Annotated in this window: 22 protein-coding genes; 12 read left to right on the top strand and 10 right to left on the bottom strand. The window is 45.1% G+C overall.

All coding sequences use genetic code 11. The features are described 5' to 3' along the window. From NQ544_RS01290 to NQ544_RS01260, 7 genes are all read right to left on the bottom strand, one after another. A complete protein-coding gene (locus NQ544_RS01290) occupies positions 1-1,782 on the bottom strand; it encodes an LPP20 family lipoprotein (protein ID WP_167529929.1) in 1,782 nt (593 codons plus the stop codon). A 22-nt stretch (positions 1,783-1,804) separates the two neighbouring features. Further along, complete coding sequence (locus NQ544_RS01285; protein WP_006847747.1) at positions 1,805-2,464, bottom strand: hypothetical protein; 660 nt, start codon at positions 2,462-2,464, stop codon at positions 1,805-1,807. Next, complete coding sequence (locus NQ544_RS01280; protein ID WP_006847748.1) at positions 2,461-3,249, bottom strand: hypothetical protein; 789 nt, start codon at positions 3,247-3,249, stop codon at positions 2,461-2,463. Before NQ544_RS01280 ends, NQ544_RS01285 begins: the two co-directional genes overlap by 4 nt. 4 nt (positions 3,250-3,253) lie before the next feature. Beyond that, positions 3,254-4,636, bottom strand: coding sequence for a formylglycine-generating enzyme family protein (locus tag NQ544_RS01275; RefSeq protein WP_006847749.1), 1,383 nt, complete (start codon positions 4,634-4,636; stop codon positions 3,254-3,256). A 30-nt stretch (positions 4,637-4,666) separates the two neighbouring features. Continuing rightward, positions 4,667-6,907 (bottom strand): BACON domain-containing protein, encoded by a 2,241-nt coding sequence (locus NQ544_RS01270; protein WP_040553125.1) that lies wholly within the window; start codon positions 6,905-6,907, stop codon positions 4,667-4,669. Between the two features lies 1 nt (position 6,908). Continuing rightward, positions 6,909-8,516 carry a PEGA domain-containing protein gene (locus NQ544_RS01265; protein WP_006847751.1) on the bottom strand — a complete coding sequence of 536 codons (1,608 nt, stop codon included), beginning with the start codon at positions 8,514-8,516 and terminating at the stop codon, positions 6,909-6,911. A gap of 886 nt (positions 8,517-9,402) precedes the next feature. After that, positions 9,403-9,888 carry a hypothetical protein gene (locus NQ544_RS01260; RefSeq protein WP_006847753.1) on the bottom strand — a complete coding sequence of 162 codons (486 nt, stop codon included), beginning with the start codon at positions 9,886-9,888 and terminating at the stop codon, positions 9,403-9,405. A 427-nt stretch (positions 9,889-10,315) separates the two neighbouring features. On the opposite strand from NQ544_RS01260, the gene NQ544_RS01255 reads away from it, so the two are divergent. The 5 genes from NQ544_RS01255 to NQ544_RS01235 all read left to right on the top strand — a co-directional run bounded on the left by NQ544_RS01255 (position 10,316) and on the right by NQ544_RS01235 (position 15,055). Beyond that, entirely contained in the window at positions 10,316-12,589 is a 2,274-nt protein-coding gene (locus NQ544_RS01255) for a VapE domain-containing protein (RefSeq protein WP_006847754.1), read from the top strand. Positions 12,590-12,947: 358 nt separating this feature from the next. Beyond that, on the top strand, positions 12,948-13,157 hold the full coding sequence (locus NQ544_RS01250) for a DUF4248 domain-containing protein (RefSeq protein ID WP_082231238.1): 210 nt from the start codon (positions 12,948-12,950) through the stop codon (positions 13,155-13,157). Positions 13,158-13,502: 345 nt separating this feature from the next. Continuing rightward, complete coding sequence (locus NQ544_RS01245) at positions 13,503-14,036, top strand: HU family DNA-binding protein (RefSeq protein ID WP_006847756.1); 534 nt, start codon at positions 13,503-13,505, stop codon at positions 14,034-14,036. A gap of 325 nt (positions 14,037-14,361) precedes the next feature. Beyond that, positions 14,362-14,454 carry a smalltalk protein gene (locus tag NQ544_RS01240; RefSeq protein WP_153073602.1) on the top strand — a complete coding sequence of 31 codons (93 nt, stop codon included), beginning with the start codon at positions 14,362-14,364 and terminating at the stop codon, positions 14,452-14,454. 166 nt (positions 14,455-14,620) lie between these two features. Continuing rightward, complete coding sequence (locus tag NQ544_RS01235; protein WP_006847758.1) at positions 14,621-15,055, top strand: N-acetylmuramoyl-L-alanine amidase; 435 nt, start codon at positions 14,621-14,623, stop codon at positions 15,053-15,055. 163 nt (positions 15,056-15,218) lie between these two features. Here the strand turns inward: NQ544_RS01235 and xseB are convergent, their stop codons facing one another. The 3 genes from xseB to NQ544_RS01220 form a co-directional block, all read right to left on the bottom strand. Beyond that, entirely contained in the window at positions 15,219-15,413 is a 195-nt protein-coding gene (gene xseB, locus NQ544_RS01230) for an exodeoxyribonuclease VII small subunit (RefSeq protein WP_006847759.1), read from the bottom strand. 167 nt (positions 15,414-15,580) lie between these two features. Then, positions 15,581-16,879: an exodeoxyribonuclease VII large subunit gene (gene xseA / locus NQ544_RS01225; protein ID WP_006847760.1), complete on the bottom strand. Its 1,299-nt coding sequence runs from the start codon at positions 16,877-16,879 to the stop codon at positions 15,581-15,583. A 197-nt stretch (positions 16,880-17,076) separates the two neighbouring features. Further along, positions 17,077-18,531 carry a S8 family peptidase gene (locus tag NQ544_RS01220; RefSeq protein ID WP_422784784.1) on the bottom strand — a complete coding sequence of 485 codons (1,455 nt, stop codon included), beginning with the start codon at positions 18,529-18,531 and terminating at the stop codon, positions 17,077-17,079. A gap of 270 nt (positions 18,532-18,801) precedes the next feature. On the opposite strand from NQ544_RS01220, the gene NQ544_RS01215 reads away from it, so the two are divergent. The 7 genes from NQ544_RS01215 to NQ544_RS01185 all read left to right on the top strand — a co-directional run bounded on the left by NQ544_RS01215 (position 18,802) and on the right by NQ544_RS01185 (position 26,052). After that, on the top strand, positions 18,802-20,175 hold the full coding sequence (locus tag NQ544_RS01215) for an MATE family efflux transporter (RefSeq protein WP_006847763.1): 1,374 nt from the start codon (positions 18,802-18,804) through the stop codon (positions 20,173-20,175). Positions 20,176-20,234: 59 nt separating this feature from the next. Further along, positions 20,235-20,858, top strand: a complete 624-nt coding sequence (locus tag NQ544_RS01210) for a cytidylate kinase-like family protein (protein ID WP_022121486.1) — start codon at positions 20,235-20,237, stop codon at positions 20,856-20,858. A 54-nt stretch (positions 20,859-20,912) separates the two neighbouring features. Beyond that, entirely contained in the window at positions 20,913-22,094 is a 1,182-nt protein-coding gene (purT, locus tag NQ544_RS01205) for a formate-dependent phosphoribosylglycinamide formyltransferase (protein WP_006847765.1), read from the top strand. A 146-nt stretch (positions 22,095-22,240) separates the two neighbouring features. After that, positions 22,241-23,665, top strand: coding sequence for an MBOAT family O-acyltransferase (locus NQ544_RS01200; protein ID WP_006847766.1), 1,425 nt, complete (start codon positions 22,241-22,243; stop codon positions 23,663-23,665). A 48-nt stretch (positions 23,666-23,713) separates the two neighbouring features. Then, the gene (locus NQ544_RS01195; protein WP_006847767.1) at positions 23,714-24,619 is read left to right on the top strand and encodes a hypothetical protein; all 906 of its coding nucleotides are present in this window, start codon (positions 23,714-23,716) and stop codon (positions 24,617-24,619) included. A 48-nt stretch (positions 24,620-24,667) separates the two neighbouring features. After that, positions 24,668-25,096, top strand: coding sequence for a sugar 3,4-ketoisomerase (locus NQ544_RS01190; protein WP_006847768.1), 429 nt, complete (start codon positions 24,668-24,670; stop codon positions 25,094-25,096). After that, positions 25,093-26,052 (top strand): GNAT family N-acetyltransferase, encoded by a 960-nt coding sequence (locus NQ544_RS01185; protein ID WP_006847769.1) that lies wholly within the window; start codon positions 25,093-25,095, stop codon positions 26,050-26,052. The genes NQ544_RS01190 and NQ544_RS01185 overlap by 4 nt, the downstream gene beginning before the upstream one ends. Positions 26,053-26,125: the final 73 nt, after the last annotated feature.

Genomic DNA, 26,125 nt, shown 5'->3' with positions numbered 1-26,125 from the left:
TTACCAATTACCAAGCCCAAACAAACCTATCTCTGGATCAGGTTCTGGTTGCCATGTCCTGACCTTGATAATAGGTTTTTGCGAATCCTCCAAATCAACTTGCAAATAGAGATAGCCTTGATCACCATAGTTGGTCGAATAATAGTCCTGCTTAATTTGTATGCCATACTCCTCTCCATTCTTTGCCTTGCGAACGTCATTATTCGCAAATCGTATGTTTACAAACTCATTGCTTCTGAAACAAGCCTCCAAGTTCTTCATATACTGGTCCTTGCTATACTGAACTCGACGGATATGCCTCTGCGTATGGAATGTTACTGGCATATCCTTGCTCTGTCTGTTCGCAACAAGTCTTTCTGCAACATGACCTACTATAATGACGGCATCGTCATCAAATATTGTTTTGAGATAGTCAAGTCGCTTCAGTGCGTATGCTGTTTTGTAATTTTCAAGAAATTGCATAATTGTTTGACGAGCAATAGGAGTCCATGCGCCACGTTTTATGATGTCTTGTTTGGCTTTGCGGTCAAGACCGAAAGCAATACAGTCTATTTTCTGATTTTTGTCGAAAGTAAAGACCACATCTTCTACAAAGTCCTTTCTTAACCCTTTCTTGAAAGAGAAAGACATTTGTATGCTTCTTGCAATTACATTGTCACGCAGTTGGCTAAACTGACAATCCTTTGCATTGAGTATTCTGGCATTGCCATATCTTACAAGGCTTGTAAACATACTCCAGCCATCATCAGTAAAGAGAGTGCGTACAGCATCATAGTCATGTCCCTTTATCGCATTAAGCACTTTGGTTAGCACAGCTCTATAAGAACCATCATTTGCAACAGGCAACATGGTATCATTTGCCCGTAACTTACCCAAAGATAGTGTATTATCTGTACTTTTTTTAGCCTTTCCCATTTGCAGGTTTACCCTTGCCGCACGTATAGATTGCCCTTTTACGACATTCAGAACACTTTGTATTTCCTGATTGATGTGCGCTTGACCACGATAGGCGTATTCGTAGTTGATTTGAACGTTGTCAGGAACCAAGCCTTTACTGAATTCCATCGTTCCACGTCCGTCCTTCGCACTACAGATATTGCTCCAGTTGCGTCCGTCGAAGTAGGTGAAGTCAAGTGTACTGACGGGTTGACCTTTATACTTGAACATTAAATCGACATTTGTGCCATCGTTACCAGTAACCTCAACGCTTAATTCCTTTAGAATATTTGTAATCTGCTGCGGAAGCCAGGTTAAAGGATACATTGTTTCTCCTGTTTCTTCATCAGAATAAACAACACTTGAGGGACGTTGCACAGATTTGAGCAAAGAGTAGGCCCAGTAATAATTTCTCAGTGCATCATCTATCTTGCAAGCATCTTCAGCAACCTTTCCTAAGCGGATATACTCCTTTATCGTACGAATTCTCCCTTCAAAGATTTTGTTCAGTTCGCTTCGTTTGATAAATCGACCGATATGAGCTTGGTCTGGATTGTTATCTATGACAATGCGCTCAGTATTGGTCAATGTGGCGGTTGAGTATGTCTGTACTTTCGAGGTTGTATAACTTGCAGCATCAAGTTTCCCATTGGTTGTACGCTCGTCTTCTGTGATAGAGAAGTCGTTGCTTACCACAACGGATATTTTGCTTATCAATGCAGCGAGTGCCTGTTGGTCAGCTTCCTCTACTGTCGCTCCCCAACCTTCTCCAGAGAGATAAGTTTGGGTATTACGTATTACCTCATCCCAACTTTGCGAGAAAGCTGAGATGAGGCAAAAGTTCATTGTCAGTAAAACAATTATTCGTTTAGTCATTGGTGGATGTAGATACGGTTGTCGGTTTGAATCCTTCGCGAACAAAATCGCTTACCTTCTTTGCATATTTTTGAGCGGCAGCACTTTCTTTTGCAGCATTCTCGTATGCACGGATTCTTGCTCGGGTGGCAGCACTTTCGCTTACCACAAAGAATGTCTGCATCTCGTAACTTCCATCCTTGTTGCTGCGGATAACGGAGAAAGACTCCTGCAACTCGCCGTTGAGTTCCTTTTGTACAAGGCTCTCGTAGGCTGCATAGAAATGGTCAAACTCTCCTGATACATCGTCACCATTACCGGCAATATCACTCACAATACGTCCTTTCAACTGTCTGCCAGCCTGTTGAGCATAGATGTTACAAGCATTGTTGATACAAGTCTGATGACCCACATTCTTTGACTTGAATTTTGAGCAAGTACCTACTATCTCATAGGCTTCTTCTCCCTCTTTGTTGAGCTTACCATAATGGTTGAGAAGGGCTACATCAAGAGAACGAGACGAACCATAAAGCATCCAGCCTCCCTTCTTGAATTCCTTCATCTTCACCTTGTACTCTTTCTTCAAGGCTTTGTTCAGCGCCTTGTTGTTTTGGGCATTCAATGCAGGCAATACCATGCAGAGTGCCATGAAAAACATGATAATCTTTTTCATTGTTGCTTGTTTTTATTGTTTAACAATCTATTATATGTTTCAGAAAAATTTTCGTTTATATTATCTCCCAAATCTATATCTTCTATATTAATTTTCTCGTTTTTCCGTCTTTCGCCAGTACATACAAATTTGATGATATTCAAAAGGGCTTCATTGTTGATGATACTCGTACGGAACATTCCTTCGTTGTAGTAGTCTGAGAGATCTATTCCTTTATTATATCCCCAAAAGAGGAGCAAGATTCTTGCTTCTTCAGAAAATAGACAAGACATCTCTGTATAACATCTATCCTTTTCATCTGCATCAATGATTGGACTGCTTTTGATAGAGTTCAGAGTGGTATAGAAATATCGAAAGACTTCATCACATTCTTGCTGAACATCAAAAACAGCAGAAGAATAGTAATACCCTAATACATTTTTCGTATTGCGTTGCGTATAATCAGTAAGAGGGTCGAATGGATTCCTAAAATGATTCTCAATTCTGTTGTATGAGTCTTTTATAATTTCCTTTTTACGCTCAAAAAGCTCTCCTGCTGTTTTTAAAGCAACATGATAATGTTCCTCAAATCTTGCTATCTTGTTGCTTTTTTGTTGCTCTTTATAGGTTATGTAAATGAGTGAGATTGAGATGAGGCTTATTCCAACATTCACATAGCTTCCCCATGCACCCCAATCTGATGTGTTGTCAGATAAAGACGCATGAGAGAAATTGGCTAAGTATACGATGACCAGTACTACTGCTATAAGTACACAATATGTTGGTAAATGCTTCAATTTCAACATGGCTTTATTTGCAAGTTAATATTAATCTAAAACCTACACCAGAAAAAGTGTTGTAATCTCTTCTATTTTCTACATAAGAATTTATTCCTATAGATGAACTTGAGCTCTTGTAATTACCTCCATAACTATCTATGTAATAATCTCCATGATCATAGTACTCTCCTAAACGTATTTCTCCGACATTGCCGCTCATATCATATATCCCCAATTCGTTAGGAGCTTTAGTCTTAACCTTCTGCTTTGATGTGCAATTGGCTGCATACCAAGCGACATCGCCAGGAGTATTACTCCCGGCGTATGTATAATTTTGAGACTTGTTTCCACCTTTTGCTGCATATTTCCATTGTTCTGCTGATGGTAGGGAGAAAGTCAGCTTTGTTTCATTATTCAATTTTTCTATAAATGAGGATATTTCTGAATAAGAAACTGCATCAACAGGCAATTGTGAGGTTGAAGATGTACCATTGACTGATTTATATAAAGCTTCTGTAGTTTCTGTTTCTGCCATCAAAAAGAAACCACTTTCCAACCCAGCAACAGGAATCATTTTGAATTCCACGCCGCTTGCCTTAACATACAATCCACTTCGCCAATTATTATGAGATGCTTCTGACGGTATTGCCATATAACCACTTTCGCCCTTATTGAACATACTGCTTGTACAAGTTCTTGTAAATGCATAATCTGAGCCTACAAGTCCAAGACTACGGTCATCATCTGTAAAGTAACCATATATATAAGGTGTTGAGCCGTTTGAAGCCACCGTCGATGTTATTATAGCATTGGAGGTGGAGAAAGTATTAATGGCAGGTGCAAATGTGGTATATACGGAAATTCCAGTTGTGTAAATCTTCTCCCCAGCTTTTCCTGTTAAGCGGATACGTCCCGTCTTTGGTGATAGAGTTGCTGTTACTGTCAAAGAACCATTACTGTAAGCGTATGTCGCATTTAAATCCTCATAAATCTCAGAATTTGAATTGAGCGAAACAAGAGAAGAGCTTGTGAAGGTCGCATTGACAAAATAACGAGCTTCGCATTTCAAGTTGCTTCCTGTCGCCAAATCGCCATCGTAACTTACAGACCAACCAGATGTGCTGCTATAAGTAGCTTCGCCAGGTATAATGTTGGTACCATTATAGAAAGTTATGTAGATTTTATCGCCATCTTTCCATGAAGTGCTACTACTTGCTGCTCTTGATTGCATTTTAGCTTTAGTGGAAACTTGTTGGTCAAAACCAATTACCTTTCCTACAAACTCCATCTTGGTAGTATGCTTACCTTGACTTTCTTGTCCCATGTCAGACAAAACATCTGACGAACATGAACCCATAACCAATGCTATTGCCATTGCCATGAGCTTGTGAGTAATCATTCTTGTTTGTTTCATATTTCTTACTATTTATATTTTCTTTGTTTATTAATTCCAGTTGTTGTCATCGGAGTAACCATCTTTATTTACTGTTCCCGATGAATTTGTGTCTGAATCAAGATTCTTGTCTTGCTCATATCCCGTTATCGTTACTTTGGCACTTGAAGCTGTAGAACTATCCCAACATGCATCCGACTTAAAACCTACCACAGACAACTTAGTACCACTTTGGCTACTCGTGTCATAATTGGTATCGCTCCCATAATCTGTTATAGTCAGACTTCCTGTTGAAGAACCATTGCTGTCATAATCTTTGTCTTCCTCAAAATCTTTACGCAGAAAAGTTCCTCCATAGTTTAATTGGGTGACAGTCAACGTGACAGAATAAGAGCCTTCCTTCAAATCGGTCAACGAGATAGTAATCTCGCCGATACGGGCATCCTTTGTGTCATTTTCCGATGCAGTGACAGTAAAGGTGTCTCCGTTTCTTGATATTGTCAACCAATTATCTGAACAGTTTATGGAGTAAGTTCCATCTGTGGATATGGTCACAGCATTTGACGTGCCACCCTTGGAATAGAACAACAATTCATTTGCATCCACAGTCAAGTACCGTGCTTTTTGGGACACAAGGATATTCACACTTCTACCCAAAGCATCAAAATAAACATTTGCAGAACGTTTGTTGACAGAAGCATTGTCCGAAGCTGTTACTTTTACGTTAGCATTGTCTGTGCCGTTAGTCGGTGATATAGACAACCAGTTGACCGTATCATCTTTCCTCACAGACCATGGCGCATTAGTAGTCAAAGTTACTTTAAGTTCGCCACCTTTACTTGTAAAATCAAGTAAGCTATTATCTATAGTAAAATATTTACCTTTTTGGACGATAGCTACTGTTGCGGAAGCATCACCCATCAGGATGTTTACAGAACCGCTTCTTTCTCCATCCGTAGAGTTTTCTTGAACGGTGATGGTTAAAATGGAATTTCCTGTTGCCGTCTCTGGTGAGACTTTAATCCAATCGGCATTACTAAATGCTCGCCAAGTTCCATCTGTAGCAATGGTGATTGTTTGCGATTCTTCTTTGTCATTGAATGTCAATGTCGTGGTAGCCACATCGAATGTTTTACCTTTCTGATGTATTTTAATCGTAGCCATTGCACTTAAACCCGGTTGAGAAACCACAATTTCACCATTCCTTTCAGTTGTATTGGGATTGTCTTCGACTGTGACTTTTATTGCAGAATTCCCTGTCCCGCTTGTCTTGTCTACTTTTACCCATGACGGAACAGACGATACCTGCCATGAAGTATTACTATTGACTTGGATTGTTTGTGTCCCAGATGATGCCTCAAAATCATATTGTGATTTGTCGGTCTCAATATAAATGCCTCGTTGTTTGATAGGAATTTGTATTCTTTCTTCCGAGCCTATGGAAAGAATTACATATCCAGTCCGCTCATTAACAGAAGTATTTGGGGATACGGAAATTGTTATGGACGACGTTCCAGCTTCTCCACTTTCTGGTGTTACATCAATCCAACTATAAGATGTGGATGCGGTCCATTTTGATTCGGAAGTAACTTCAACCTTAATCTCTCCAGCTGTATTCCCGAACGTCAAAGTCTCTGTAGAGGCATTGATGGAAGCTGGAGCCTGAGTTACAACAAGTTTGTTGCTTGCCTGGTCAATTCCATTGTATGAAAACAATATTGTTGTCGTGCGATATTGACTGGTTTCGTTTGCCGTAGCATTGAGAACAAAACTATTGTCCTTTTGGGATAGTGTAAGCCAATCTGCATCATTTGTCACCGTATAAGAACAGTTTGATGTTACGTCAAATGTTGATGTACAAGCGGTTCCTTTTAATGTGATGTTTGATTGAGACACATTAATATAAGGTGTTGCAGCAGCTTGCGAGACGGAAATACCCTTTTCATAATTCCAATCGTTGACATCCGCTTTTATATAAAACACACCAGTTCTTGCCGCATTGGCATCTTTATTCTCGGACGCACTGACATTTATATTGGAATTACTCTGACCACTTGTTGCAGAAATAGACACCCAATTTATGGCATTGTCAACTTTCCAAGGTGTTTCCATCGTTTCAATGTCCACACTTTGGCTTGATGCCTGATTGGCAGAAAACGACAGTGACGTAGGAGATACCCTAAGGTATCTTGGAGTCAATGTAGGCTTCAGTCCCAAATCTGGCGAGTATTTGTCTGAACACCCAACAAATACTATGCATACCAACAATATGTATAAACCAATATGTTTCATCTTAAAACGCTATCATTAATCCTAATTTCACATTAAAACCTTGTCCCCAATTTTTGATTTTTGAAGACACGGCCTCCAACTCTTTATAGCCATTGGATTTTCCTACTCCAAAAGAATATTCAGGGGACAAACTCACTCCAAAATGATTGGTAATGATAGCCGAAAAACGCACTCCGAAAAGCGCACTCGTCACATTGCTCCCATTTGCAGGTGTCACATTGCTCTCCTCTTGCATTGATTCTTTCAGACTCAGATAATTGATTCCCAATTGTGGGGTAATCCTGAATCTTGTTCCTGCAGCTATTCCATATCCGACCTTACCGCTTACCACAAATTCTGGGTGGTAGATGCTTGAAATAGGTTTCGTGTCGTTTCCACTCCAATAAATAGTTTCACTATTCCCTGTCCCATAAAAAGCAGATGCTTCTATGTTTACGTTGGAAATATAGCCACCAATAGTTCCGCCGAAAGAGACAAAAGTTCCTACACGAACCCCAGCCTCTGCGTAAAACTCATTCTTGTAGTTGTATATTCTGCTCAAGGAAATATTGACATTAGGACTGGAACTACTTAAATCCATTTTCTTTTTATAATCTTTGTATCCTACTTTTTGGGCAAAAACCTCATAAGAGCCTGTTTTCAGTTCTTTTTGGCATGGAGTCGTTCCTAACTTTTCTCCGCTGACAGACACTATGGCTCCAGTTGGATCACTTCTAAATGAGAACATGGCTAATTGACTCAAAATGATATTTATATCGGTTATTTTGTCTTGCTCTACTTTAATGTCTCGTTCTTCTGTCTTGTATCCAATTTGTTTCACAATTAGTTTATGATGTCCAATCTGTGTTGCATATGGTGTTAGAGAGGTGTTCGAAGGGATAGAAACTCCATCAAGCATAATCTCCGCATTGTAGGGATTGGTATGTACACTTATCTTACCCATAATAGGCTTTAAATCATTCACGACAAGTTGCTGAATATGGACAGAATCGTTTATTACGACCTGTCCTTCCTTGGAATAATACCTATCGGCTACCACCTTATAAGTATACGTTCCAAATGACAATTCCTGTGAAGCTTCACCCTTGGAATTTAATTTGATGTTCATACCGTTTAGCGTAATTGAAGCATTTGCGGGAAACACTCTTATATTCAATTTTTGCTTTCTTGAGTCATCATAATAGTTCACAAACACTTTGTCTGACGTTATCTCCATGATATAAGTCCTTGCCTTTTCTATGTTTATAGGAAAACTGTAATTTACAAGTGAACCAAGTTGTGGATGTCGGATACTAATGTGCCGTACACCAAAAGGCACGTACAACCATATTTCTCCAATATGATTGTCATCAACCTTTTGAACACCTGCAGATCCTACATCAAACGAAAATCCTTTTTGCGTAGTTTGCACCCGAATCAATGCACATTTATCTCCATTCTGGTCTTCAACCAAGGTGCTTTTATTTTGAGCCGTAAGGTCAGACTCTGCCAGCACAAAACGTGAAACTGAAATCTTTTGTGCATGTACGAAAGAAGAAAATAAGAAAATGGCGATTAGAATTCCCCATCGCCTATGTAAGTTCAATATCTGATAGTAGTCATTACTCATTATTGCTCAGTTGATACTGCTGGCTACCTTGGCAAAAATTATGTACTTTGTTTATACATACGAAAAAAGCGCGGAGCCTGTTCTGTCACTCGTTCCACGTGTAGAGGCTCTGGCATCGCCCAATTTGTCGAAACGAGCAACGCCGAAAGCCCCACGCCTGTGTAAGTATATAGAATGCACCCTTGACAACGAACGAAAAAACGTCCGAAGCCAATGAGGACAATATATAATACACCTCATGAGGCGTTCTGCATTGCTTTGTTTTTGACAAATTGTGTCGTGAACTGCCAGATTCCTACACGTCAAAACCAAAGCGTACAAAAACGCCTTTTACCATATGTATGTCTGCCCAACCTCTGCCCATCGGGACTTTCGGTATGGGTATAGACGTTACAAAGGTAACAATTTTATCTTGGAAACCACTTTATTTGGCTGGAAAAGTATGATTTTAAGGTCTGATTTAACATTATTAAATATGAATATGTCAAAGAATTCCACTTTTGCTTGATTTTTCTTGCTGAAAAGTTTGTATTATCAATGATTATTCGTATCTTTGCACCGTCAGTTCCCACCAAGCCTCTCAACGATGCTCAAATGCGTGGGGCTTTTTTGTTTTTATGGGTATATGGCAACAAGAATTCCGTTTATAAAAACATATTCCACGCCCCATGAGTTAGTGCAGCTACTCAAAACAAGAGGTATGGAGTTTTGAATCTTGGATTAAAATCTTTACTTTTCGTATCTAATCAGGCTCACACGGATCTCACGGATTCAAACTACTTCCAGACTCTACAGCTTTTGGTTTTACAGCACCCCCTTCCAGCCAGCTTTCACCAGCAGGAAGGCGGCGCCTTAATGGTTCTAAATCAATCTAAAAAAAGTGAAATCAGTATTTTCCTATCTCGTCCTGGGCTTTCTTCAAAGCGCGGATTCTTTCCTCCTTCTCTACTCGCTTCTTCACTTCCTTCTCTATCATGTCCTCGTAGATCTGGTCGAGAGGACGGGAGAATGGATGCCAACCGTAATCGGCGTTCTCCTTCGTGTGACAAAACAACACCGTGCCAATACCCATCCATACCTTAAGGCGCACCTCCTCGCTAGCATAATGGGTGAAAATCCAATTGGTAAAACGAACAAACTCGGAGAGCAACATATGCTCACCCTTGTTCAAATGAGTGAAGAAACTGCGAGTCAGGTGAAACGCTTTCTTGATGTCACTCTTCTTCAACACCCAGGCACGCATGCCTTCGATCAACTCATGATAAGTCGCCTTCTCTGAATAAATGTGCTTGGCAGACTTCACTAACTGGTTTGACAACTTGTCGAAACGCTGCTCAGCAGTCTTCGACGAAATCTCAGCCGCGAGCTTCAACTTCTCATCGGCAGAAAGAAGGAATTTCTTTTTTCCATCCTTAAAAGTTTTAAATTAAATTAATAATTAAATTATTTATTTTTACCACAATGTGGTAATTTTCGATTTCCTATATCGCCCTTTTGTCGTAACTTTGCTGACAGTTACCGATTGGTGAACAGCGGGGTGAACACTTGCCCCAAGCATTCACCTTTTCGGCTCAGGGGTGAACCCTAATAAAAAGAACTTTGTATATACAGCGCATGCTAGAAATATAAGAGTCTCTATTATAATGGGTTATATAGTGTTTTTAACACATTATTAACGCTAAAGGTTGGCATCAGGGTTCACCCTTCACCGACTTCATCGTCAAGTGTTCACCCACACTCTTAATTAGAGAACGTTAGAAACGACTGAATAGTATATAAACAACTAAGAATTAAAAAAAATGGAAAAAGACCCTAACAACAGCATGAATGGGACAGCTACGATGCCATCGTACTTCCCTTGTATCAAATCTTCGGAGAGCCATCCACTCGCCGACTGGTTGTATCTCAAGAGCGTGATTACCTCTAGCCCTGAGCTTCGAATGATGACCGAGACTTACCGCAAGCGCCTCACCATCAGCAAGCAGTTTGCCGACCAGTACAAGCCTGAGATGCCTGCCATCACGGTTTCGGCACTCATGGACGGCTACGGCAGACAACTTGCCGACTTTCTCAAACCTACCTACATGTTACAGCTCGACTTCGACCATGTGAAGAAGGAAGATATGGAGCAGCTTATCCAACTGGTGAGAGGCGACAGTCATACGATGGTAGAGTATATCACCGTGAGCGGCAGGGGATTCAGAGTGTTCTGCGCCTACCGTCCTGTGGATGACGACGACATCAGCGTGCTGGAACTCTTCGATGCCGTGCTGCAGAAGGCGATGGCTTACTACACCCAGCTCCTGGGTATCTCTCCCGACAAGCAGTGTGTTGACATCACCCGATGCGCAGGTCTTGCCTACGACCCGGATGCCTATTTCCGTTGGGATGCCGAGCCTTTTGCCTTGGGACCGAAGGACCTGAAGCCCCTCTACACGAAGAAGGCGTTGCAGGCGAAGTATTCTGCCAGGCGAAACGCCAAGGGCGGCAAGCGAACCATCAAGGCGAAAGAGGAGGCGAAGTCAAGCGAAAAGGGTGCGCCTACCATCGAGGAGGCGGCTTCCCACATCAAGGAACTGCTCGACCTGTGGGGCTATCGGTTCGAGCCTGAGCATCACAACGAGTATGTATGGCACTTTGCCGACATCTGCATCTACTATGGCATCCCGCTGGAAGAAGCCCAGTCCTACGCCGACCGTGAGTTTGGCACCAGCTACCAGGATACGGCTTCCGTCGTCAAGTCTCGCTACAAGCATCTGCATAAGTTTGGCATCTGGCACTTCTATCGCCAGGGCGAGGGCCGCAGCGGCAAGCCATCGGTAAGGAGCATCAAGCAGTGGCTACTCACCCACTATCTGTTCCGCCGAAACGAGCTGACGGGATTTTACGAGGTGGAGAGCCGCATCGTTTTAGACGGCAAGTATCCTGACTGGGTCCGCATCGATGACAACATCGAGAACTCCATCTGGAGTGAGATGGACGAGTCGGGACTGCATCTCCCGGAGAAGACCTTGCACAACATCATCAACAGCGACTTCAGCGAGCCGTTCGACCCCTTGGACGATTACCTGCGCAGTCTGCCGAAATGGAAGAAGGGAGAGGATCCCGACTACATCGACCAGCTCGCCGACCGCATAGAGGTGGAGAACCTGCCCGACTACGAGCATACGCAGAGCCTCTTCCGCTATTTCTTCAAGAAGTGGCTGGTGGCGATGGTGGTGGCGTGGGTAACGCTGAAGGTGGTGAACCAGATGATACTCATCTTCGTGGGCAAGGGCGGTATCTTCAAGACCACGTTCTTCAACATGCTGTTGCCCCCACAGTTGCGCCAGTACTTCCTCAACGACTCGACGGGAGCCTATACCGACAAGGACTTCATGGAGGCTTTCAGCAGCAAGGCTCTGCTCTGTCTCGACGAGTTTGAGATGGTATTCGGCAAGAACCTGAGTGCCTTCAAGAGCAACATGACCAAGGTGACATTCTCCATCCGCCGACCTTACGACAAGTACCGTTCGGAGATGCCCCACCGCGGATCGCTCTGCGGCACCACCAACAACCAGCAGTTCATCACCGACGAGGAGAACCGCCGCTACTGTCCTTGGCTGGTAAAGAGCATCGAGAGTCCGATAGAGCACCCGATAGACTACGACCACGTGTTTGCCGAGGCAGTGGCACTGGGTAAGGAGGTGATGAACCATCCTAAGGGCGAGCCCCTGGAGTGGACATACTGGTTGACGAGGGATGACATCGAACTGATGCGCAGTCACAACCGCCTCTTCATGGTAGCCAACTATGCCGAGGAGCAGATACTCCGTTACTACCGGGTGCCGGAGCCTGATACGCCGCTACAGTTTATCAAGTTCCGCTACAGTGCTGAGATACTGGAGAGGATAGGTGTGAACCCTGCCCTTCGCCAGAACCTGAACAACCAGAACATCGGTAACGTGATGAAGCGTCTTGGATTCAAGAAGATTCACAAGAAGAACGGCAACGGCTGGGCTGTGATAGAGAAGGAAGGTAGCGAAATCAACAACGATTCCTTCATCGATCCTAACGATACCGTGGAGGATTAAGTATCTTGGTTACGACCGCTAAGTATCATAGTTACGATGGCTAAGTATCATATTTACGGATGGTATCTTAGTCTCCCACAGATCTCACAGATTTACACAGATACTCTCGTTGCAAGCAACGGTCTTATACACATCAACTCTCACAGTAAAGCAGATCTGTGATAATCTGTGTAATCTGTGGGAAAAATTCAACATTCAATATTATTTTTAGTCTCCCACAGATCTCACAGATTTACACAGATAATCTTGTTGCAAGCAACAGGTACTCTCACTAAGGCTCACAGCAAAGACTCCGCGAGGAGTCAAAAATCTGTGAAAATCTGTGAGATCTGTGGGAAAATTCAACATTATAAAGAAAATGGATTTACGAAGTTACACCAAGCAGGAGTTAGCCCTGCTCTATTTTCCGGATTCCGACCCGGACGTGGCAAGAGCCCATCTGATGAGATGGATAGTAAGATGCACCCAGCTCTACGAGCAGCTGCTGAAGAGTGGATACAACAAGAGCTGCAAGGAGTTCAATCCGCTGCAAGTATCCTATATTTTCTTCCATTTGGGAGAACCCTGATATTTATCAGTGATAATCGGTGAGTATCGGTGAGCAACAATGAGAATCGGTGAGTTGGGAAAATGAAATGTTGTATCTTTGCATTGTGATTCAGAAAGAGTCTCCCACAGATCTCACAGATTTGCACAGATTCTCTTCGTTGCAAGCAACGGTACTCACTAAGGCTCACAGCAAAGACTCCGCGAGGAGTCAAAAATCTGTGAAAACCTGTGTAATCTGTGGGAAAACAAAACCTCCGCGAGGAGTCAAAGATTCGTTCGATTCGATAGATTCGTGTTCAAGAATCAGGCACTGCGCAGCGCCCACACATCATTAACCATTAACCATTTAAACACTTAAAAACTTATGTTGCTTTACGTACTAAAACTAAATCAGAACGCCAAGATGCCAGAGGCATACGGCAAGTACTACGCCTATCCAGTCATCACGCAGACGGTAGGTATCGACGGCCTGGCCGAACACATGGCTAGCCACAACACTCCTTTCTCTAAGGGAGCCATCAAGGGCATGATTACCGATATGGTATCGTGCATCAAGGAACTCACCTTGCAGGGTTTCGCTGTGAAGATTGACGACCTCGCCATCTTCTCCATCGGCATCCGCAACAAGGAGGGAGCCGCCTCGGAGAAGGAGTTCACCATCGCCAAGAACATCGACGGTTTCCGTCTCCGTGCTCGTGGCACCGGTGAGTTCAGCGCCAAGACCATCAACCTCGGAGCTACGCTGAAGAAGGCCTCTGCTCTGTTAGGTGATGGCACCACCCCAGATACCACTCCGGATACCGGGAAGGATACCGGAAAGGATACCCCTGGTGGCGAAAACACCGACCAGGGCGGTAGCGGAACCACTGGAGAAGGAGGAGGCGACGGCTTAGAGTAGCCCTGCCCGCCTCGCATCTGAAACAAGAGAAAGCGCATCGGCAGGATGCAGTCCGGAGTAATCCGAGGGCCCCATCAGGAATGAGTTCATCACTCACCATTCAACATTGTCAAATCATCGCCCTGAACGGATACTTGCTCATCCTGCCCGCTTCCTTCTTGGTCCCCCACAGATCTCACAGATTTACACAGATAATTCTTCGTTGCAAGCAACAGTCTTATACTTATCAGGTCTCACTGCAAAAAACTCCGAAGGAGTCTATAATCTGTGAAAATCTGTGTAATCTGTGGGAAAATTAATCATTAATCACTAATCACTAACAACAATGAAAAAGGAAACTATCCAGAAAGTCATCAACTTCGTCATCACCGTCCTCACTGCCGTCCTCAGCTCCTTCTGTGTGCAGAGCTGCAAGTGATATTTTAGTTCTCCCACAGATCTCACGGATATACACAGATAATCTTGTTGCAAGCAACGGTTATCACCAAACCTCAATGAAAAAACTCCGAAGGAGTCAAGAATCTGTGAAAATCTGTGCAATCTGTGGGAGACAAACATTAACCCTTTAAAATCCATAGAATCCAATGAAGAATCAAAGAAAAATCGATTTGATCGTGGTACATTGCAGTGCCACACGTATTAACCAGGACTTCCCAGTAGAAGCCTTAGAAGCCTGCCACAAGGCACGTGGTTTCCACTCCATCGGTTACCACTATTACATTACGAAGGATGGCGTAGTCTATCCATGCCGTCCTGAAAGCGAGGAGGGCGCTCACGCCCGCCACTACAACGCCCATAGCATCGGAATCTGCTACGAGGGTGGTCTCGACGAGAAAGGCAAGCCTGCCGATACTCGCACTCCAGCCCAGAAAGCATCTCTAGAAGACCTCCTCTACAGTCTCGTCCTCGACTATCCCGATGCCGAGATCCTAGGTCATCGCGACCTTCCCTGGGTTCGCAAGAGCTGTCCTTGCTTCGATGTCAAGGAATGGCTGAAGGAAATCGACTTCCATCTCTAGAAAGCCCGGACAGTTCCCAGAAATTCGTGCTATTCGAGTTATTCGTGTTCAGAATCATCCCAGCTTATAAGTCCTAAAAAGCTTATGGGTTGGGATTTTTTCGTTCTCAAACAACATATTCGTGTAATTCGTGCAATTCGTGTTCAGAGGAAGATGCAGAAAATCAATCCTCGCTGAGGAGTTTCTTGATTTCCTCATCGGTCTTGGTGAGTTTGTCCTTACAGAGTTTCACCAAGGTTTTGGCACGTTTCAACTGCTCAGAGAGCTGATCAATATCGAGTTCATCATTCTCCATTCTTTCTACGATTTCTTCAAGTTCTCTTACGGCTTGTTCGTATTTCATTTCTTCTTTTTCCATTTTTTTATTTTTGTTTTGGAGTTAACAGTGGATATTTTAAAGCTTTTGCCCTTACAGGGCGACAAGATTGCGTCCTTTATTACCCAGGGCGATGCCCTAGGCTAAGAGCTTTTGGGCCTTCAGCCCGTACTTAAACCACATGCAAAACTTCAATAAATTATAAACTATTATTCAACTTTTGCCTTCACGCTGCCCTCGGCAAACCTCGTTTCGATGATGTCGCCAGACTTCAGTTGCGAGGCAGAACGGATACTTTTGCCATCTTTCAGCGTGATACTGTAGCCACGTTTCAGCAACAATTCGGGGTCTTGTGCCTGGATGCGCTGGGAAAGAAGCTGTAGACGATGACTCTCGTTGAGCATCTTCCTTTCCAATATCGGCTGAATATTCTGAGAAAGAATCTCGAAATGGCGCTGGGCCTCCGATAGTTTCGACTGGACATTTGTGCTTAAACGGCTCATCAAGCGGTCGAGATAGGCTCCCTGCTTCGTCTTCACCAGCGAAAACTGGACAGGAATCGTGTTGCTCAATCTGTCGAGCCTCATCTTCTCCACCTGCAGACGATGCTTCACATTCTGCACGATAGCCTCTTGCGCATTCATTACACGGGCATAAACCTCAGTAAGATGATTAACGAGGAAGGCGGCAGCAGCTGTCGGGGTCTTTACACGCTGGAAAGAAATCATATCCAGCACACTCTCGTCCCTTTCATGTCCTATTCCCGTGATGATAGGCAGCGGGAAGTTTGCCACATTCTCGGCAAGCGCCAGGGTGTCGAAACCCGAGAGATCGCTCGTAGCGCCACCGCCTCGGATGATAACTACGCAGTCAAACTGTTCCCATTCGGCATTGATACTGTCGAGGGCAGCTATCACACTCTGCTCTACCCCCTCGCCCTGCATCGTAGCCGGAAAGAGGCGGGTTTGAAACTGCAGACCATAATCGTTATCGGCAAGCTGGTTGCAGAAATCACCATAACCTGCTGCCGTAGCACTGGAAATGACGGCAATGCGCTGGCAGAACATCGGGAGCGCCAACTCCTTCTGCAGTTCGAATACGCTCTCTGCTTTCAGCGTATTGATGATTTCCAGCCGCTTGCGCGCCATATCGCCCATCGTATAGTTAGGGTCAATATCATCTACTATCCAGGAGAAGCCATAGTTCTCATGAAACTGCGCGTGTACCTTGAGCAGTACTTTCATTCCGGCATGAATGCGCTGTCCGGTGATGCGCTCGAAATTCGGTTTGATAAATATCCATCGGTTTCGCCAGCAGGAGGCATGCGCCTTGGCAATGGGCGTATTAGACCGCTCATCCTTCTCGATGAGTTCCAGATAGCAGTGCCCGCCGTAGCCCTCGCGAGCCTCGGAGAGTTCCGCTTCCACCCAATAGCTGTCGGGCAAGGACATCGAAATGACGTCGCGGACCATGGAGTTTAATTCATAGAGAGAAAATCTTTGCTTCATACTCTTATATTTTTGGCACTGATTTTTTTAGGCACGGGATTTTTTTAGGCACGTTTTTTTAGGCACGGATTACACGGATTACACGGATTTTTTATCAGAAAACAAGGGCGCGAGCCTCCGTGTAATCCGTGTAATCCGTGCCTTATTCTTTTTTCTCCGTGCCTTATTTTTTCTCCGTGCCTTATTTTTCTCCGTGCCTACTTAATCGCTTTTCCCGTCTGATAAGCCTTCCAGAAATCAGGCACACCATATCCGAATACATTATCGGGATGATGCTGATTATTACCAGCCAATCTCACGAGTTTCATAATCTGCTTAGCCGTCTTCTGAGGCAAAGCCTGCCAGAGACACGCTACCATTCCGGCGATGAGCGGAGATGAGAAAGACGTTCCGTTATCATTGATGATATTTCCACGGCCCGTAATCACACAGGTAGGACTTCCGTAAGCCATCACATCAGGCTTGATTCTGCCGTCAGCAGTAGGTCCCACGGCACTGAAAGCCGCATTCTCGCCCATTTCGTTTACGCTGCCCACGGTAAGGATATTGCGTGCATCGGCAGGGAAATTGATTTTCTTCCAGCTTCCCATTCCGTCGTTTCCTGCAGAATTGACACAGATGATTCCCTTGTCAGCACACATCGAAGCGGTGCGGGAGATGAGGGTAGAATTGCCGTCCTGCTCATAATAATGATGGTTGGTAGACGCATCATCGAAGCCATGATAGCCTAACGAAGAGTTGATGACATCCACGCCGCAACTGTCAGCATATTCAGCCGCAAAAGCCCAGTAATCCTCTTCTGCCAGACTCTCTGTGCGCTCATCTTCACAGCGCACCAACAGATATTGAGCCTCAGGCGCCACTCCCACGAATCTTTCGGGTTCGTTGGCAGCCATCGTAGAAAGCACCATCGTTCCATGCTCCATCTCGGCAAAAACATTCTTGGATTGAGGAACCACAAAGTCCCTAATGCCCGCCAATCTGATATTATGCAGCGCCGGAATCTTATCCACATTCATGAATCCGCCGTCGAAGACAGCAATCATCATTCCTCTGCCCAAATGTCCGGTTCCATGCAGCCGCTTGCCGTTGAGCGACTGAATCTGCGCATCGGCAGCACCATATTCGCCTACTCCACCAGTCCAATCGTTCAATCCCCTGCGAACGCTACTTCTGACGCGCTGACTGACAGAATCGGGAGCAGAGAAGACCTTCATCTTCCGGGTGATGAAATCGAGTTCATCCAGTTTCCGTAGTTCCTTCTCCTTATGAATGCGGACCAGCAGGGTATTGTTCCACTTGCTCTTGCCCACAATCTCGATGCCTGCCTCGCTTACAGCCTGCTCATAAGCAGGAGCCACAGGCAAATCGGTAACATCGATGGGCAGATTCTGTCTCTTTCTGCGCTCTATGGAACGGGGAGAGAGAAAATCTGCAGGGCGACTTACCGAAAAGGGAGTGTGACTGAGGTCTTTGTCTCTGAGATAAAGACGATACATCATACACTTGCCTCCCGGATACGACACCATATCGGTTTCGGTGATGCGGGGCAACCGCATCAGTTGCTCAAAATTGCTAACCCTGTCTTCGCGAGCAAACAAAGAAAGAGCGGTCATTAAAAATGCATAAAGCATCAAATATTTTTTCATCATTATATCGGTAGTCCGGTTTGTTATTGTTGTTGCTGCAATATTTTTGTATTGCATTTATTAATCAGTTGAATTGTTTATTCTGAAGTGCAAAAGTACAGAAATTGTACGAAAACGCCAAAGGAAAAGGGAAGTTTTTATCATGAAATGCAAGTTTTTCTCATATATATAATAAGGTATCAGATATTTTTTGTACTTTTGCAGACAAGTAGCCGCTGCAATTGCATTCTGAAAGAAGCTGAGCGAGCGTCTATGAGGAAAAAACAGATATAAATGGAAAATAAACAAGCGACATTAGAATTAGGAACGAAGCCGGTGGGCAAGCTGCTCGTTCAGTACGCCCTGCCAGCGATGATTGCGATGACCGCATCCTCACTCTACAACATCGTAGACCGTGTATTCATCGGTCAGGGTGTGGGAGCCATGGCCATTTCAGGTCTCGCCATCACCTTCCCCTTCATGAACCTCACCGCCGCCTTCGGAGCCGGTGTGGGCGTAGGAGCGTCTACCGCCATCAGCGTGAAGTTGGGACAAAAAGATTATGCCACAGCGCAAAACATTCTGGGTAACACGATTTCACTGAATCTCATCATCGGTATCGTACTGAGCATCATCTGTCTGCTCTTCCTCGACCCTATCCTGAGATTCTTCGGAGCCAGCGACCAGACGCTCATCTATGCACATGAGTATATGGTTATCATCCTGCTGGGCAATGTGGTGAGCCACATGTATTTCGGCATGAACTCCCTGCTCAGGGTGGCAAGCAAGCCGAAGCAGGCGATGTACGCCACCATCTTCACGGTGGTAATGAACGTGATATTGGATGCGCTCTTCATCCTCGTCTTCAAATGGGGAATACAGGGAGCCGCCATCGCCACCATCCTATCGCAGCTGATGGCGCTGTGCTGGCAGTTCAAGCTCTTCAGCAACAAGAACGAGCTGCTCCACATGAAGAAAGGCATCTATAAACTGAAGAGAAAGCTCGTGGACAAAATCCTTTCCATCGGCATTTCGCCTTTCCTGATGAACGTGTGCGCCTGCATCATCGTCATCTTCATCAACAACCAGCTGGTGAAATTCGGAGGCGACCTCTCCGTGGGAGCTTACGGAATAGCCAACGGTATTGCGATGGTGTTCATCATGTTCGTGTTTGGTATTAACCAGGGAATGCAGCCTATTGCCGGCTACAACTATGGCGCCCAGAAACTGGACCGTCTGATGCGCGTCTTGAACCTGAGCATCATTGCTGCCACCGCCATCATGGTGGTAGGCTGGCTGATAGCGATGTTCCTGCCTTACTACTGCGCGAGAATGTTTACTACCGACAAGCATCTGATAGACCTGGGCATCAAGGCTATCAGAGTGGTGATGTTCTGCTTCCCGGTCATCGGATTCCAGATGGTTATCACCAACTTCTTCCAGTGCATCGGAAAGGTGAAGATCAGTATCTTCCTCTCCTTGTCGAGACAGTTGCTCATCCTTCTGCCGCTCCTGGCTTTTCTGCCGATGATCTGGGATATCGACGGCGTATGGTACAGTATGCCTATCTCCGACTTCGCTGCCGCAGTCATCGCCGGAGTCGTAATGATGTGGTACATGAACAAGCTGAAAAGACAACACCAAGAACAGCTAAAAGTTAATAGTTAATAGCAGCTTTGCCGTTTAGCAAGATTGCCCTATAAACTATAAAATATAAATTATAAATTATGAATAAGATTATCATAAACGTGGGTCGCCAGATAGGAAGCGGCGGCCATATCATCGCCGAGAAATTGGCGGAGGATTTCGGTTGCAAATGCTACGACCGGGAGCTGCTGAACCTGGCAGCCAAGGAGAGCGGATTCTCTGAGAAATTCTTCGAGCAGAACGATGAGCAGAAGGGATTCTTCAAGTCTCTCTTCCATACCCATCTGCCCTTCCTGAGCGATAACAATTTCTATCACAACGACTTCTCGCAGGAAGGTCTGTACAAGTTCCAGAGCGACGCCATCAGAAAGGCTGCCGATGAGGGCAACTGCGTGTTTGTGGGCAGAACCGCCGACTATGTGCTGCGTGATTACAAGAACGTGATCAATATCTTCATCACCGCCAATATCGACGACCGCATCAAGGCAGTATGCAAGCGAAAGGACATCGACAGAGCCAGCGCCCGCAAGTTTATCGAAAGCCACGAGGAGCAGCGCGCCTCTTACTACGATTACTATACAGGCAAGAAGTGGGGACACAGCGAGAGCTACGACCTCTGCATCAACAGCAGCCATCTGGGAATCGAAGAAACAGAGAAGTTTATCGCAGAATTTATCAGAAAGAAGTTCGGACTTAGTGATTAATTATTAGTGATTAGGGATTAATTTTAGGGACATAAAATATAAAACATCATATAAATGAAGAAGATTATGCTTTTGGGCTCAGGCGAACTGGGCAAAGAATTTACCATCGCCGCAAAGCGAGCAGGACAGTACGTCATCGCTTGCGACAAGTATGACAATGCACCAGCCATGCAGGTAGCCGACGAGCGGGAAGTATTCTCGATGCTCGATGGCGACGCATTGACCGCAGTGGTAGAGAAACATCACCCAGACATCATCGTGCCTGAGATTGAAGCTATCCGCACCGAGCGACTCTTCGACTTCGAGAAGGAGGGCATCCAGGTTGTGCCTTCTGCACGTGCCGTAAACTACACCATGAACCGCCGTGCCATCCGCGACCTTGCCGCCAAGGAACTGGGTCTGCGAACCGCCAAGTATTTCTATGCCAAGACCTTCGAGGAGTTTAAGAACGCTGCCGATGAAATCGGTTTCCCATGCGTAGTGAAACCTCTGATGAGTTCAAGTGGCCATGGTCAGAGCTATGTTCACAACGATGATGAACTGAAGGAGGCTTACAAGGAGGCAATGGAAGAAGGTCGTGGCGACGTGAAGGAAGTAATCATCGAGGAATTTATCGACTTCGATTCTGAGTTCACCCTCCTCACCGTCACCCAGAAAGACGGTCCTACCCTCTTCTGTCCACCTATCGGCCACGTACAGAAGGGCGGCGACTACCGCGAGAGCTGGCAGCCATTCCAGATTCCTGAAGAGGCTTTGAAGAAGGCTGAGCACATTGCAGGTGAAGTAACCAAGGCATTGACAGGTGCCGGTCTCTGGGGCGTAGAGTTCTTCCTGAGCAAGCAGGGCGAGGTTATCTTCTCTGAGTTGAGTCCTCGTCCACATGATACAGGTATGGTAACCCTCGGTCACACCACCAACCTGAGCGAGTTTGAGCTCCACTTCCGTGCTGTGATGGGCTTGCCTATCGCCGGAATCCATCTGGAGCACATCGGCTGTTCTGCCGTCATCCTCTCGCCAGAGGAAAGCACCGAGCCATTAAACTACAATATGCTCGATGCGCTGAAGGAAGACCACACCCGCATCCGTATCTTCGGCAAGCCAGAGGCTCACGTAGGCCGCCGCATGGGCGTCGTACTCTGCTACGGCGAGAAGGGCGATGACCTCAACCAGCTCCGCGACAAGGCAAAGCGCCTGGCAAAGACTGTATTGGGAACCGACCCATACATGAAGAAATAGACATCATCCCCCATTAAAAAATACCGAGAGGGCAGATTTGTTACCTGCCCAGCAACAAAGAATACAGAAAGCGAAAAGTTAACTGTTAACAGTTAACAGTTCGTTTTCTGTACTTCTTTTATTGAAAACTCGCCCACACTATTCCAATGATTTACAATTCATTTCTATACATCACCTTATTTCCCTTCCTCTTCTTGCTGCTCCATGCCATCAAGAAGGAAGCCATCAAAAAGTATTTTTTGTTGGCGATTTCCTATGCCCTATACTACTATTACAACCAGTCATTGGCAGCTATACTTTTGGTGGTAACACTCATCTCATATACTTCCGCTCTATTGATAGAAAGAAATAAGGGAAAGGAGAGAACAAACAGCACCTCAAACAACAGAAGCAAACTCATTGTTTATTTAGGAGCCCTTCTCACCACCCTCCCCCTGCTCTTCTACAAATATACAGACTTTATCCTCACAGAGGTGCTCTACATGGATAGCCTCTCATCTCACCATACCCTCATAGTACCACTGGGTATCTCTTTCTTCACCTTTCAGGCATTGAGTTATCTCTTCGATGTTTACAGAGATAAGTATCAAGCAGAGCATCATCTGCCCACCTACATGCTCTATATATCCTTCTTCCCATCCATCACGGCAGGTCCTATCAACCGATACGATGCCCTGAGATGCCAACTGAGCCAGCTGGTGCGTCCTAACTATCAGCAGTTGGCAAATGGTGCCAAGATGATAGTGTGGGGTATGTTCTTGAAGACGGTTATTGCCGACCGTCTCTTGCTCTACGTGAATCCCGTGCTGGATGGCTATATGCAGCACAGTGGATCAGAACTGCTGGCAGCCTCCGTCCTCTATTCCATCCAACTATACACCGACTTTGCCGGCTACTCTCTCATAGCCATCGGTTCGGCTTCCATGCTCGGCATCCGCTTGCAACAGAATTTCCACAATCCCTACTTTGCCCATAGCGTCACCGACTTTTGGCATCGTTGGCACATCAGTCTCTCCCAATGGCTGCGCGATTACATCTACATCCCCATAGGCGGAAACAGATGCAGCAAGGGGAGAACCTATCTCAACATCATTATCACCTTCCTCATCAGTGGCATTTGGCATGGGGCTAACTGGACCTTCATACTTTGGGGAGTTCTTCACGGATTCTTCCAAGTGATGGAGAAGATGCTAAGCTTCACCAAAGAGAGTAGAAATACCGAGCACAAAGTTAGGCAGAGAATGAGGAGAGGAATAAGCATCCTCATCAACTTCCTGCTCATCAACTTCCTATGGATATTCTTCCGAATGCCAAGCGTGGGCGATGCCTTCCATGTAATCGGCAAGATATTCACTGAGCAAGACATGAACTTCTGGGTATTTGAAAAATTCATCCTCTTATTCATCTTGATGGTATTCGCCAAAGATCTCATCGTTGAAGTAACCCCAGGTCAAAATCCATTCCATCATCCGAAGCTCTGGGTGAGATGGTGTACATACGTCGTGGTAACTACCAGCATCTTCCTCTTCGGTGTATTCGATTCGGGGCAATTCATCTACGCAGGTTTCTAAATCGTAAGCTGAAATAAACGTAAGTTGAAACAAATCGTAAGCTGAAATATGAAAAAGTTCTTAAGTAAAATCATGGTCTTTCTTATCTTGCTGACCATCATATATATCATCACGGCACAAACCTTTCGTTATCTCGACCTTCAGGTAAAAGGCGAGAGCGGCAGGATGCGCTATATCCACAATGAGCTGATAGCCGACTCCATCATCATGGGGTCGTCGAGAGCCTTGCATCACTACGACCCAGACATCTTGGGCAACTATTATAATGTGGGAGAAGACCGCATGGGCATCATCTTCAGCATGGGCAGACTGCAACTACTCAAGCAAAGACGCATGCCCCACATGCTCATCTACGATGTAGAACCAGACTATGACCTGCTGCAAGATGACAACAGTACCTATCTCACCAACCTGCGCCCCTATTACCACCGACCAGGCATACGAGAGATTTTCTGGGACGTGGACTCCACCGAGCGCATCAAGATGCTCTTTCCTTTCTATCAGTATAATTCGAGGTTACTCAAGCTGCTTGCCGACTGGCGTCATCCAGCCATGAGCTATACCAAGGGTTACTCTCCCTACGAGGGATGCCAAGCCATCGAGAAGGAGACCTTACCCCAAAACAAACACGACAGAAAGAAATATGAATATCTGCACAAGTTGATAGCCGAATGCAAAAGGAGCCATACCAGCCTCATATTCACAGCATCGCCACAGCTATCCTACCAAAGCGACTCAGTATTTCGCAGGTTCAAGCTTATCTGCCAACAGGAAGGCATCCCATTCCTTAACCATTATTGCGACACTGCCTACACCCATCACAGGGCATTATTCCACAATGCCAACCATCTGAACCGTGAAGGTGCAAGCCTCTACTCCAAGGAAATTAAGAAGGAAATGAGCCATCGTAAGTTCAATGCCAGCATCAAGTTGCCCAAGAAGGATCAGCAATAAGCAATAAAATAAGAAAAAGAGCGTTATCAAATAAAAGAATACAACTTTATGAAAGAATTAGGTAGAATCATCAAATTACATACCATATCCGACCCTAGAGGCAACCTGACCGTATCAGAGGAGAACATCGAGCTTCCCTTCGACTTGAAACGTGCCTACTGGATATACGATGTGCCACAGGGTGGCAACCGAGGCGGTCATGCCCACAAAAAGCTCCAGCAAGTCATCATCGCCGTGCATGGATCATTTACCGTATCCCTAGACAACGGCAAGGAGACCAAGAAATACCAGCTCAGCAATCCTGGCATGGGGCTCTATCTCGGCACAGAGATATGGCGCACACTGGATGATTTCTCCGAGGGAGCCGTATGCCTGGTGCTTGCCTCTGAACTTTATGAGCCAGAAGACTATCTGTATGAATACGATGAATTTCTGAAATACATCCATACCACACATAGCACAACATCAGAGCCATGATAGAAATCAAAAGATATACCCCAAAAGACGCTGCCGAATGGAACAACTTTGTTTGGAAATCCAGACAAGGCACCTTCCTCTTCGACAGAAACTATATGGACTATCATCAAGACAGATTTCATGACCATTCCTTGATGTTCTATTATAAAGGACGCTTGTATGCCATTCTTCCTGCCAATGAAACTGCGGATGAGGACAAGAAGATTCTCTATTCTCACCAAGGACTGACGTATGGAGGCTTACTGACTTGTTCCAAGGTAACAGCAGAAGTTTGCATCGACATCTTTCAGGCTCTTAAGGACTATCTCCTGCAAAATGATTTCCAGTTATGTATCTACAAGGCAATGCCATGGATATACCAGAGCATCCCTTCGGAAGAGGACCTCTATGCTCTCTCCTATATTGGGAAGGCAAAGTTGATAGCTAGAGAGATTTCCACTACCATTTTTCTCAATGCCCCCTTACGATTCAGCGAGCAGAGAAGAAGAGGCATCAAGAAAGCTGTGAGCCATGGACTAAGTGTTGGATTTACAAAATTTCCAAAGGACATCACAGACTTTTGGGATTTATTGGACAAGAATCTTTGGCAGAGGCATAATACTCATCCTGTACACTCGAAAGAGGAACTGCAATTACTTATGCATCGTTTTCCAGACCACATTCTCTGCTTTGTGGTAAAGAAAGATGAAACGATTATTGGTGGAAGCATCGTATATACTACCCCCCAAGTAATTCATACCCAGTATATCGCTGCCAACGAATTGGGCAAGGAACTGGGAGCTTTGGATGCCCTCTTCGACTTTATCCTCCACAAATGCCCATGGAATGTCCCATACTTCGACTTCGGCAAATCCACAGAAGATGCGGGCAAGTATCTCAACAAGAATCTCATCCACCAAAAGGAAGGATTCGGAGGAAGAGGGGTCATCTACGACACATACCAATGGGAAATCTAACTGAGCAGAGATAAGAATAAAGCCCACCGATTTGGTGGGCTTTATTCGTATAGATTAAGATTCAATACTTCTT

The sequence above is a fragment of the Segatella copri DSM 18205 genome (assembly GCF_025151535.1).
Classification (GTDB): Bacteria; Bacteroidota; Bacteroidia; order Bacteroidales; family Bacteroidaceae; genus Prevotella; species Prevotella copri.
Note: the sequence above shows the minus strand (reverse complement) of the source record. Positions and strands in the feature narration are given on the sequence as shown.